Source organism: Xanthomonas sp. WCS2018Noco2-27, assembly GCF_031843525.1.
In the GTDB taxonomy this organism is placed as follows: domain Bacteria; phylum Pseudomonadota; class Gammaproteobacteria; order Xanthomonadales; family Xanthomonadaceae; genus Xanthomonas.
This window is the reverse complement of the sequence record NZ_JAVTIK010000003.1, coordinates 17083-29429: the sequence shown is the minus strand read 5'-3', so window position 1 is coordinate 29429 and position 12347 is coordinate 17083. Positions and strand designations below refer to the sequence as shown.

The 12347-nt window shown below is 67.1% G+C and carries 8 protein-coding genes; 3 read left to right on the top strand and 5 right to left on the bottom strand.

Annotation, left to right across the window (positions count from 1 at the left end; translation table 11 throughout):
* Positions 1–340 precede the first annotated feature (340 nt).
* The gene (gene pmbA / locus RQH86_RS07635) at positions 341–1708 is read right to left on the bottom strand and encodes a metalloprotease PmbA (RefSeq protein ID WP_311238322.1); all 1368 of its coding nucleotides are present in this window, start codon (positions 1706–1708) and stop codon (positions 341–343) included.
* Between the two features lie 199 nt (positions 1709–1907).
* On the opposite strand from pmbA, the gene yjgA reads away from it, so the two are divergent.
* Positions 1908–2486, top strand: a complete 579-nt coding sequence (yjgA, locus tag RQH86_RS07630) for a ribosome biogenesis factor YjgA (protein ID WP_055849956.1) — start codon at positions 1908–1910, stop codon at positions 2484–2486.
* Between the two features lie 343 nt (positions 2487–2829).
* On the opposite strand, the gene tldD is transcribed toward yjgA, so the two are convergent.
* A complete protein-coding gene (gene tldD / locus RQH86_RS07625) occupies positions 2830–4275 on the bottom strand; it encodes a metalloprotease TldD (protein WP_311238321.1) in 1446 nt (481 codons plus the stop codon).
* A gap of 99 nt (positions 4276–4374) precedes the next feature.
* Here tldD and RQH86_RS07620 point away from each other — a divergent pair, with 99 nt between their 5' ends.
* Entirely contained in the window at positions 4375–5130 is a 756-nt protein-coding gene (locus RQH86_RS07620; protein WP_311238320.1) for a DUF6065 family protein, read from the top strand.
* A 5-nt stretch (positions 5131–5135) separates the two neighbouring features.
* Here RQH86_RS07620 and RQH86_RS07615 read toward each other — a convergent pair whose 3' ends face one another.
* The 3 genes from RQH86_RS07615 to RQH86_RS07605 all read right to left on the bottom strand — a co-directional run bounded on the left by RQH86_RS07615 (position 5136) and on the right by RQH86_RS07605 (position 11285).
* Positions 5136–9041 (bottom strand): YhdP family protein, encoded by a 3906-nt coding sequence (locus tag RQH86_RS07615; RefSeq protein ID WP_311238319.1) that lies wholly within the window; start codon positions 9039–9041, stop codon positions 5136–5138.
* Positions 9042–9213: 172 nt separating this feature from the next.
* A complete protein-coding gene (rng, locus tag RQH86_RS07610; protein ID WP_055849948.1) occupies positions 9214–10713 on the bottom strand; it encodes a ribonuclease G in 1500 nt (499 codons plus the stop codon).
* A complete protein-coding gene (locus RQH86_RS07605) occupies positions 10713–11285 on the bottom strand; it encodes a Maf-like protein (protein ID WP_055849947.1) in 573 nt (190 codons plus the stop codon). The genes rng and RQH86_RS07605 overlap by 1 nt, the downstream gene beginning before the upstream one ends.
* A gap of 130 nt (positions 11286–11415) precedes the next feature.
* Here RQH86_RS07605 and RQH86_RS07600 point away from each other — a divergent pair, with 130 nt between their 5' ends.
* The gene (locus tag RQH86_RS07600; RefSeq protein WP_311238318.1) at positions 11416–12153 is read left to right on the top strand and encodes an SIMPL domain-containing protein; all 738 of its coding nucleotides are present in this window, start codon (positions 11416–11418) and stop codon (positions 12151–12153) included.
* Positions 12154–12347: the final 194 nt, after the last annotated feature.

The window sequence follows — 12347 nt, the reverse complement described above, 5'->3', positions numbered from 1 at the left end:
GATCTCCCCGAACATGATTGTGGTGCGGCGGACTATAACAACGATTCAGTCAGCCACCAGTGCGGGAAGACATGGTCTGGTTTGCGTCACCCACCAGAGGCAATGGCGCCCACCCTTCGTCGAGGCGATGACACTAGCGATCGCGCTGCGGAATGGCGCAGCGACGTTGGGGTCGACTCTGTTTCTAAGTACCGGATAGGCCCACACCATGCACCTATGGCGGGGAGCCCGGACAGCACGCGCGCATGGCCGGCCGGAGGCACAACGCTGCACGGTCGGCGCGGACCAGTGCGCCGACCATGCCCGTCAGGCATGGCCAGACCTCAGCCCGGGCGACGGCTCAGCTATCGCCCGCCACGGTCATCCGGTTGACCAGTACCGAGCCGATCTTGACGTGCGAGCGCGGGTCGACGTCGCTACCGACCGCTTCGATGCCGGCAAACATGTCGCGCAGATTGCCGGCGATGGTCAGGCCATCCACCGGATAAGCAATCGCGCCGTTCTCGATCCAGAAGCCGCCGGCACCGCGCGAGTAATCGCCGGTCACCGGGTTGACGCCGTTGCCCATCAGTTCGGTGACCAGCAGGCCACGCGACATGCCGCCGATCATCGCGGCCAGATCGCCCGCGTTGGCGGTGACCTGCAGGTTGTGCACGCCGCCAGCATTGGCGGTGGTCTGCAGGCCGAGCTTGCGTGCCGAGTAGCTGCCCAGCACATAGCGCTGCAGCACGCCGTCGGTGATCAGCGCCGACTGCCGGGTGGCGACACCTTCGCCATCAAAGGCGGCCGAGCGCAGCCCGCGGCGCAGATGCGGCAGTTCTTCGATGTTGAACCAGTCCGGGAACAGCTTGGTGCCGACGCTGTCGAGCAGGAAGCTGGCGCGGCGATACAGCGCGCCACCGGAGACTGAGCCCAGCAGATGGCCGACCAGCGAGCGTGCCACCTCCGGCGCAAACAGCACCGGCAGCTGGCCGGTGGGCAACGAACGTGGCGCCAGGCGCGCCAGGGTGCGCTCGGCGGCATGCCGGCCGATGGCATCCGGCGCTTCCAGGTCTTCGCGCGCCAGGGCGCTGCTGTACCAGCCATCGCGCTGCATGCCGTCGCCCTGCCCGGCGATCAGCGCGCAGCTGATCGAATGGTGGGTGCCGCGCTCGCGGCCGATGAACCCGTGTGAATTGGCGTACACCGACAGGCTGAGCCCGGTGCTGGCCGAGGCGCCGTCGGAATTGCTGATCCGCGCATCGGCATCGCGACCGGCGGCCTCGCAGGCCAGCGCCAGATCCACTGCGGTGTCGGCGTCCAGCGCCCACGGGTGCCAGCTGTCCAGGTCGGGGAAATCGCGCGCCATCAGCGCCGGGTCGGCCAGGCCGGACGCCGGGTCGTCTTCGGTATAGCGCGCAATCGCGCAGGCCTGGGCCACGGTGGATTCCAGGCTGGCATCCTGCAGGTCGGCAGTGCTGGCACTGCCCTTGCGCTTGCCGAAGTAGACCGTCACCGCAATGCCGCGGTCGCGGGTGGATTCGACCGTTTCCACATCGCCCAGGCGCACGTTGACGTCCAGGCCGCGCTCTTCGCTGCAGCTCACTTCGGCCTGGGTGGCGCCGGCCGCACGGGCGCGCTCGAGCAGGCGTTGCGAGATATCGGTCAGTGCGTCCAGACGCTGCAGGCTGTCGTCGGCGACACGGGTTTCGGAGGAGAGTGCGTTCAATGCTTTATCCTTTGGATGCGGATCCGTCCGCGAAAGCCCGGCCATCATGGCCGGACTGTCTGAATGTGGATGCGGATCCGTCCGCAGAAAGCTCGGCCATCCATGGCCGCAGTGTCTGAATGTGGTGCGGAGTCTTCCGCCGGAGTCCGGCCGTTCGTGGCCGGAAATTTAACTAACCAAGTTTCGGGATGTAGTGGCAATGCGCGGACGCGATGAAGATACCGGTGAATTTCGTGGCACCAGCCGCAGCCAGCAACGGCGCGAGGCGCTGGAAATTTTCGACCTGGGCGAAAAGCTGGTGGCGCTCACCCCGGCGCAGCTGGCCAAGTTGCCGGTGCCCGAGTCGCTGATCCCGCATATCGAAGAGAGCAAGCGCATCACCTCGCATATCGCGCACAAGCGGCAGCTGGCGTTTCTGGCCAAGCACATGCGCCGCGAGGACGACGAGACGCTGGCCGCCATCCGCGATGCGCTGGATGCCAACAGCGACACCGCGCGCCGTGAAGTGGCGGCGATCCATCGCGTCGAGCGTTGGCGCGAGCGCCTGCTGGCCGAGAACGACGTGGCGCTGGCCGAGCTGCTGGAAGCCTACCCGGCGGCCGATCGCCAACAACTGCGCCAACTGGTGCGCAACGCGATCCACGAACGCGCCAAGAACAAGCCCCCGCGCGCCTACCGCGAGCTGTTCCAGGTGCTGCGCGACCTGTCGCAGGAGCAGGGAATCGAGAGCGAGGAGCCGGACCTGGAAGACGATCTGGACCCGGAAGACGACACCTAGGCATCGACCGGCGCAAAGGCGGAGCCGCGCAGCACGCGCCTCCGCCCAGCCCGACGCACGGCTCTCAACGGCCTGCATCCGAACCGAAGACCCGCAAACACCCGACACGCGACGCCGCGCACTCGCCGTCGCAACGGTCCAACCTCGCTTACCGAAGCGCCTCCCAAGAACCGACGAATCGCAACCGCCAGACGCACTGCTTAGCGCCCCCGCCGTTGCGAATCGCCAATCCCGACGCACCAATCCACGCCACCTCCGAACCGGAGCCCCGCAAACGCCAGACCCGCGGACAGCCGCTCCTGCCGTTGCGATTCCCCAATCCCGATTCCCGATTCCCAGCATCTCAGGCCTGCGTTCCGCCGACCGTAATGCCGTCGATCAACAGCGATGGCTGGCCGACGCCGACCGGCACGCTCTGCCCGTCCTTGCCGCACACGCCCACGCCTTCGTCCAGGGCCAGATCGTTGCCGATCATGCGCACCTTCTGCATGGTTTCCGGGCCGTTGCCGATCAGCGTGGCGCCCTTCACCGGCGCGGTGACCTTGCCGTCTTCGATCAGGTAGGCCTCGGTGGCCGAGAACACGTATTTGCCGCTGGTGATGTCGACCTGGCCGCCGCCGAAGTTCACCGCGTAAATGCCCTTCTTGACCGAGCGGATCATTTCTTCCGGGTCGTGCTGCCCCGCGCGCATGTAGGTGTTGGTCATGCGCGGCATGGTCAGGTGCGCGAACGATTCGCGGCGGCCGTTGCCGGTGGGCGCCACGCCCATCAGGCGCGCGTTGTGGGTGTCCTGCATGTAGCCCACCAGCACCCCGTCTTCGATCAGCGTGGTGCACTGCGTCAGCGTGCCCTCGTCATCGATATTGAGCGAGCCACGGCGTCCGTCCAGGGTGCCGTCATCGACGATGGTCACGCCCGGCGAGGCAACGCGCTCGCCCATGCGCCCGGCGTAGACGCTGGTGCCCTTGCGATTGAAGTCGCCCTCCAGCCCGTGGCCGACCGCCTCGTGCAGCAGCACGCCCGGCCAGCCGGGGCCGAGCACCACCGGCATCACGCCGGCCGGCGCGGGGATGGCATCCAGATTGACCAGCGCCTGGCGCAGCGCTTCGCGCGCAAAGCCTTCCGGGCGGCCATCGGCAAATAGTTCGGCGTAGCCGTAACGACCGCCGCCGCCGGAATAACCGGACTCGCGACGCCCGCCGTGTTCGACGATCACCTGCACGTTCAACCGCACCAGCGGGCGCACGTCGGCGGCCAGCACGCCATCGCTGCGGGCGATCAGCACCGTGTCCACGCCGCCGGACAGGCTCACCATCACCTGTTTGACGCGCGGATCGGCGGCGCGCACGTACTGGTCGATGCGGCGCAGCAGGTCCACCTTGGTGGCGCTGTCCATGTCGTCGATCGGGTCGGTGGCCGGATACAACGCGCGGCCATTGCCACGCACCAGTGCGCGGGTGGATTGCGCGCCGCCGTCGCGCGAGATCGCACGTGCCGACTGCGCCGCTTCCAGCAAGGTCTCGCGCTGGATGTCATCGGAATACGCAAAGCCGGTTTTTTCGCCGGCAATCGCGCGCACGCCCACGCCTTGTTCGATGGAATGCGCACCGTCCTTGACGATGCCGTCTTCCACGCTCCAGCTCTCGCGTCGCGAATGCTGGAAATACAGATCGCCGAAGTCGATGCCCGGGCCCAGCAGGGCTCCGAAGGTGCGGTCCAGATGGCCGGCATCCAGGCCGGAAGGAAGCAGCAGCCGGGTTTCGGCCAGAGTGAGAGCGTTATCGGTCATGCGGTCAGGATGGGGCCCGCGCGCCGGGGAGACAAGTCGTCCGGCTGAACATGTGGCGCGGCTATCATCGCCGGCTCGCCCTGCAACCATCGCCTGCGCATGAAGCTCATCGCCCACGTTCTGGAGGGCCACACCCTGGACATCCGCCCTGCCCCGCATGCGCGCGACTGGATGGACGCCACCGATCAACGCTATGCGTACCGCTGCCTGCCGCTGGCGATTGCGAACGCGCATGGTTGGGAGCTGCTGTGCCAGTCCGGCTTCCAGGCCAGTTGGGATGGCCGCGACGGGCTGGACGCGCTCCGGATCGTGCCCGATGCCGGCAACGCAGCGCCGGCGATCAGCCACTTCGGCTACGGCGTGCTGACCTTCCATGTGCCGTGCCTGTTTCGCACCGACGAAGGCGTCGACCTGTTCGTCACCGGCCCGTTGAACCGGCCCAAGGACGGCATCGGCGCGTTGAGCGGCCTGGTGGAAACCGACTGGAGCCCGTACACCTTCACCATGAACTGGCGCTTCACCCGGCCCGGCCAGGTGCGCTTCGACGCAGGTGAGCCGTTCTGCCATCTGTTCCCGCTGCAGCGGCAGGTGATCGAACAGGTGCAGCCGCAGTGGATGCCGCTTTCCGAAGCACCGGACCTGGCGCAGCAACATGCCGACTGGACGCACAGCCGCACGCGCTTTCTCGATGAATTACCCGATACGCAATCGGCCGCGGCGCGCGCAAAGTGGCAGCGCGGGTATTTTCGCGGCGTCGCGGGGCCGGAGCAGCCGGTGGTGCCGGGCCACCGCGCGCGACTGCGCCTGCCGATGTTCACGCGTGCCGGCAGCGACGATGACGCTGCCGGCGACTGAGTACGTCAGCGCGGTGGCGCAGCGGGTTTACCGGCGGGCGCAGGTTTGCTCGGTGCACGTTCGCGCGTTTCGCGCTCGACCACATCCACCTGCGGGTCTTTCCACGGCCCGGTGACGTGGTAGGTCTTGGCGCCGATCGCGCCCAGCGGCTTGCCGAGCACCGCATTGGCGGCCGCGCCCACTGCCGCGCCCACCGGCCCGCCGGCCACCGCACCGACCACGGTCAGCAGGTTGCCGGCCTTGGGGTTCACATCCACGGTCTGGTCGAAGGTCTGCGCACGCAGATCGGTCTGACCGCGGATGGCGATCTCGGCAGCGGGGCCTGCAATGCGAATGGCGTCGGTGCGCGCGAAGCCGTCGCCGAAGCGCACCTCGCCGTCCAGCGTGTTGAAGGCCAGGCCCTTGGAGAAGAAATCGCGGAAGTCGAACATCAACCGGCGCGGCAACTGCGCCACGCTGAGCAGGCCCAGCACGCGACCGGCGCCCGGGTCTACTTCCAATAGCTGGCCATTGCGGACATCCACCTTCAGGTTGCCGTCCAGCGAGCCGAGCGCAAAACCGGTCGGCGAGCCCTGCCAGCCGGCGTTGAGTTCCAGCTGGCCTTCGCCGCCGCGCAGCTGGCCGCCCAGGGTGAGGTTCTGCAACAGGTTGCCGAGGTTGCGGCTGTCCACCCGCGCCGACAGCCGCGTGCTGGCGGCATCGCCCTTGCCGCGCCAGGCGCCGGTCAGGCCGATGCTCTGGTCGTCCGAGCGCAGTTGCAGCTGATCCACCTGCATGCCGTCGGTGAGCCGGCTGCTGCGCAGAATGGCCGCGCCCAGGGTCATCTTGCCCACGCGCAGGTCGTCGATATCCAGCGCCAGCGGCGGGATGGAGACCGGATCGAACTCGGCGACCGCGCGGCGTGCCGGTTCCGGCAGGGCACCGGCCAGCGGGTCGCCAGGCTCAGGGGCCGCAGGCTCGGGCGCGTCGGCCACCGGCTGCCAGCGCACGGTGTTGAGCTTGCCCTGCACGATGCCGCCGTCGGCGTTGGGCACGGTGAGTTGGCCGGCCAGCGAAGGGCCATCCAGGGTCACCGCCACCGCATCGCGGGTCGGGCGCAGCCGCAGCCGTGTCTGCGGAAACACACCGCCGATCATCAGCAGCTTGTCTGCCTGCACGTCCACCTGCTGCAGCGGCACGGCGTCTTTCTTGGGCGTTGCCGGCTGGCCCGGCAGTGGTGGCATGTCCTGATCGCTGCTGCCGCGCGCCAGGCTGATCCAGTCGATCGCATCCAGCGAAGCGGTGCGTCCGGTCACCACCAGCCCGTTGGCGGGCGGGCGCTCGGTCACCGTGTCGGTGCCCATGACCACCCGCACGCCGGTCTGCTCGCCATGGCTGCTGGCCTTGAGCGCCACCAGCTTGCCGAAGGCGACGTCGATATCGCCATCGCCGACCGGCAGGGCCACCTTGACCTGCGTGTCCAGCGCCTGGGTGGCCGGTTTATCCAGCGGCGCGGGCAAGTCCAACGTGGTGCCCACCAAGTCCGAGCGCAGCGTCAGCAGCGCCTGCGCATCCGCTTGACCCGGGTTTGGCAGCGGCACATTCACCCCCACCTGCCACGGCGCGCTGCCATGCACGTACGGGCGCAGCCATTCCATCTGCGGGGCGCGGTCGAACAATTCCCTGGCATCCAGGGTGGCGTCAAGGCGCGCTTCGAAGGCCTGCCTGGGGTCCTGCACAAAGCCACCGGCGCGCAGTGCCAGCTCGCCGCTGCGGCCCTGGTGCTGCACGCTCAGATGCTCGGCCGCAAACCCGGTATCGCGATACTCGGCCTGTCCGCTGACCTGGTCGAAGGCCAGATTCCAGCGCGCGTCCGCCAACTTGGCGCCCTGCAAGGCCACCGTGCCCTGCAGATGCCCGCCCACGCCCTTGGTGCGCAACGGGCGCAGCAGGTCGAAGCTCACCGCCGCCGGGCCGGACACGGTGAGATTACGCAAGGTATCGCCGTAGCGGCGCTCCAGCGGGCTCTTGCGCAGCATGCCCAGCAGTTGCGCCGCGTCGGCCTGGGTGGAGGCGCGCACGTAGAGCTCGGACGTCTTGAAGCTGGGAATGCCCGCGTCCAGTTGCGCGATCGGGGTACCGGCAAGATCGCCACTGCCCTGCAACGAAAACCCATTGCCGATGAAGCGCAGATCGGCCTGCACCTGCTCCATCGCCGGCCACTCCGGATTGAAGCGAATTACGCCGTCGCGGATCTGCCCGAACGCTTCGAAGCGCCCGTCGTTGTCGTCGAACGGCCATTGGTCCAGATCGCCGCTGACCAGGCCGGTGCCACCGGTGATCACGCCGCCGGCCACGGCCATGTCCAGCCAGTCGATGGCGGCCTTGCTCATCTTCGAGCGGATCCAGAACTTGCGCGCCACCGGCAGCGCCACATCGTCCAGTTGCGCGGCAAGTTGCAGGCGCGGGCGGGTGCCGTCGTTCTGGAACCACAGCCCGCCGCGCAGATTGGCGCCGTAGTCCTTGGCCTGCACACGCAGGGCCGGAGTGGCGACCTGCCAACCCGCTCCTTCGCGCCAGCCGACGATCTTGCCGGCCAGTTGAATCTCATGCACCACGCCAAAGCCGGTGGGCCAGTCGAAGCGCACCGTGGCGTCCGGCGCGGTTTCCAACTCGCCGCCCTGTGCGTCGCCGTCGACGCGGCCGCGCAAACCGCTGATCCCCGGCGAGTTGCCCACCGGCAGGAAAGCGAGGTCTTCGATCTGCCCCTGCGCACGCACGGCGCCGCCCTGCTCGCCGGCGATCTGCAGATCGGCCACACGCAGCTGCGGTTTGGACAGGATCAGCCAGCGGCGCAGCGCAGGCGACAGCCGATCGCTCAATGCGGCGGCGGCAATCAGGCCGGAGACATCGCCCTGTCTGGCGGCCACCGCATAGCGACGCCCGCCGGCAATGCTCAGCCCGTCCAGATGCTGCAACGTGGCCGCCTGCCCCAGCCGCAGCAACGGCGCGTCCAGCCGCCAGCCGCCATCGATGGTCTGCCAGCGCGCACGTGCCTGCAGACGCTCCCAGCGCAGCGTGCGGCGGGCGGTCTCGTCCGCTAGTGGCACCCCGGACAGCGCCACCTGGGTGAGGTCGGCATCGACGGTGACGCCGGTAATGCGGCGCGCATGCAGCTGCGCCCAGGCCTGCAAACGCCCACCGCCGCCTTCCACGCGCATGCCGCCGACCTGCAGCAGCGATGCCCATGCCGCCAGATCGACCGGCTCGGCCTGCGCATACGCGCTGCCGTCGCCGCTGTCACGGTCGAACTCCAGCACCGCGGTCAGCGGCGCACGCGTGAGATCGATCCAGCTGCGGCTGCCCACCCTGACCGTCGAACCGCTCACGCGCAGGCGCAGGTCGATCCGCGGTAAGGAGGTGTCCAGGCCGATCGATGGCGCGTTCACCTTCAGGCGTGCCTCGGCCAGCTGGATCTCGCCAAGCCGACGCAGTGCATCCAGCGGGTCGGCACCCTTCCCGCTCGGCAGGCCCTGCACCGACCACACGCCGTCGTCGCTGTGTTGCAAGGTCAGCGCTAATCCACGCAGGCGTACTTCGGTCAACGAGTGCCCAGGCAACAACCCGGCATACATCGCCAGCAGGATCTCCGCCTGGCCCACGCGCACCTCGCCCTGCGGACCGATCCGCAGGCCATCCAGCCGCAGCAGTGGGCCGCGCCGGGTCCACTCGGTCTCCAGATGATCGAAGGCGATCTGCTGCCCGGCGCGCTGGCTCAACCAGTCGGCGATCTGCTGCGGATGCTCCTCGGCCAACGGCAACGCCTGGCTGGCCGCGCCCACCAGCAACGCGACCGCCACCAGCGCAAGCGCGCAGGCAGTGATCGCATAGCGGCGGAAAAGACGCAGACGGCGGCGCAGCGGGGTGGGCATTAGACGCGGGGAGTGGGGAATTGGGAATCGGGAATCGTAAGAGCGCGCATCGCGCCGAGCGCACGATCATCTGTTCGCGCGCGGCACCATTCTAAAAAAGATGTCAGTCGCGTCCCGAACAGTGGCTTTCGCTCCACATCCATTCCCGATTCCCGACTCTCCATTCCCCGCCTCACAGCAACACCACGTCGAACTGCTCCTGCAGATACTGGTCGTCGGACTGGAAGCGGATGCTCTTGCCCAGGAATTCTTCCAACTCGGCCACCGCTGCGGATTCTTCGTCGGTGATGCGCGCGACCACCTTCGAGGAGGCGATCACCAGCAGCCGCGCGGCATCGAACTGGCGCACCGCACGGGTGATCTCGCGGAAGATCTCGTAAGTCACCGTTTCGGCGGTCTTGATGGTGCCGCGCCCGCCGCACTGGCCGCAGGTTTCCGACAACTGCCGCTCCAGGCTTTCGACGGTGCGTTTGCGGGTCATTTCCACCAGACCCAGCGGCGAGAACTCGTACACCGTGGTCTTGGCGTGGTCGCGGGCCAGCGCCTTTTCCAGCGTACGCAGCACCTGGCGACGGTGCTCGGGATCGTCCATATCGATGAAGTCGATGATGATGATGCCGCCCAGGTTGCGCAGCCGCAGCTGCCGCGCCACCGCCTGCGCCGCTTCCAGATTGGTGCGGAACACGGTTTCTTCGAGATTGCGCTGCCCAACGAACGAGCCGGTGTTGACATCGATGGTGGTCATCGCTTCGGTCTGGTCGATCACCAGATAGCCACCGGACTTGAGCGGCACCTGCTTGTTCAACGCGCGCCCGATCTCGTCCTCGACCCCGTACAGGTCGAAGATCGGCCGGTCACCGGTATACAGCTCCAGCCGCTCGGCCAGCACCGGCATGTACTTGGCCACAAACGCCTGCAATTGCACGAAGGTCTCGTTGGAATCGACCTTGACCTTTTCCACATCCTTGCGGATCAGGTCGCGTACCGCACGCAGCGGCAGACTCAGGTCTTCATAGATGATGCTGCACGGCGGCGCTTCGCGGCCGCGCCGCTCGACCACGTTCCAGACCCGCGACAGGTAGGCGATGTCCTCGGCCAGGGCTTCGGCCGGCTGGCCTTCGGCATTGGTGCGGATGATGTAGCCGAAGCCACCGTGCTGGGCCGAGACCTCGCTGACGATAGTCTTCAGACGCAGGCGCTCGGCCTCGTCCTCGATCCGCGCCGACACCCCGACGATCTTGGATTGCGGCAGCAGCACCAGGTAGCGCGAGGGAATGCTGATCTGTGTGGTCAGCCGGGCGCCCTTGGTGCCGATCGGGTCCTTGACCACCTGCACCACGATGTCCTGGCCGTCGCGCAGCAGCTCGACAATCGGAACGGACGCTGCCGGCGGTGGCGGGATCGGGGTTTCTTCGGTATCGACCACGCTGGCCGGAGCCGGTGCCGGGCGCACCACGTCGTTGGCGTGCAGGAACGCAGCGCGCTCCAGCCCGACTTCGACAAACGCCGCCTGCATGCCGGGCATCACCCGCTGCACCTTGCCCTTGTAGATGTTGCCGACCACGCCCCGGCGCCAACCGCGCTCGATATGCAGCTCCTGCAGCATGCCGTTCTCGATCACCGCCACGCGGGTTTCGCGCGGAGTGACGTTGACCAAAATCTCTTCCGACATCAATGTGCTCCGAAGGCTGTGAGCAACTGCGAGGTGTGATGCAGCGGCAATCCCATCACGCCGGAATAGCTACCGGACAAATGGCTGATAAAACGTTCTGCGCGCCCCTGGATCGCGTAGGCACCGGCCTTGCCCATGGGCTCGCCACAGGCGGCATAGGCAGCGATCTGCGCGTCATCGAGCGTGTCGAAGGTCACCTCCGACACCACCAATGCCTGCGCCGGAGCGCGCTGTGCACAGACTAGAACCACCGCCGTGAGTACCTGGTGGGTGCGACCTGACAACACACGCAGCATCGCGATCGCATCGTCGACATCGACCGGTTTGCCGAACACGCGCTCGCCCAGCACCACTTCGGTATCCGAGCCCAGCACGATCGCATCGGGGTCGCGTGCCTGCACCTGCGCAAGGCCGGCGCGCGCCTTGTCCAGCGCAACCCGCTGCACGTACTGTTCGGGCGATTCGGCGCGCGCGCGCAGCTCGGGCACGTCCAGTTCCAGGGTCTGGAACGGCACATCCAGGCGTTGCAGCAGTTCTTGTCGGCGTGGCGAACGGGAGGCGAGATAGAGCATCCGCCCAGCATACCTGTTGGCCGTGCTCGCCCGCTGACTTCGCACCCGCGCGGCGGTGGCGCGTCGGCGTTTGACTCACAACATATTCATCGACCTCCCAACACGCTCGCACCACAGACAAGGAGATCTCATGCGTACCACCCTCAAGCCGTTGTTGCTGGCCCTGTCCATCGCTGCCGGAACCGCCATGACCGCACACGCGCAATCCGCGTCGAACTACACCATCCCCAACGACGGCACCCTGCTCAACGTGTCGGCCGAAGCGGAAGCCAAGCGCGTGCCGGATATCGCCACCCTGTCTGCAGGCGTGGTCACCCAGGCTGCTGACAGCAACGCCGCCATGCGCCAGAACGCCGAACAGATGAGCAAGGTCATGGCTGCCGTGAAGGCCGCCGGCATCGCCGACAAGGACGTGCAGACCAGCGGCATCAACCTGAGCCCGCAATACACCTACAAGGAAAACGAAGCGCCGAAGATCATCGGCTATCAGGCCAGCAACACCGTTAGCCTGAAGGTGCGCGACATCGCCAAGCTCGGCAAGGTGCTCGACACGCTGGTCGCCCAGGGTGCCAACGACATCAACGGCCCCAGCTTCTCCGTCGACCAGCCAGAGGAGGCCTACGACGAAGCCCGCGTGGCCGCACTCAAAAAAGCCCAAGCCCGCGCAGAGACCTACGCAAAATCGCTGGGACTGAAGGTGCGCCGCATCGTCAGCATCTCCGAAGGCCGCAGCGGCGGCGGCGTGGTGCGCCCGATGATGATGGCCGCCTCGATGCGTTCGGCCAAGGCCGAGATGGATACCCAGGTGGCGCCCGGCGAAAGCACGCTGTCGATCACGCTGGAGGCGACATTCGAATTGGGGCGCTGAAGAAGCGGATCTCGGCCCAAAGCTTGTCCCCACTGCCCTCTTCGGAGGGCAGTGTCGTTTCTGGAATGCGGTTGCGAGGCTTCTCCAAACGGAAGCGCGAAATCGGAGCGCTATAACAGGACGCAAGTTTCACTTAAAACTTGAAATAGGTAACTTTCAAGTGCCCAAGGTCACATATTATCAATGTGAATAGG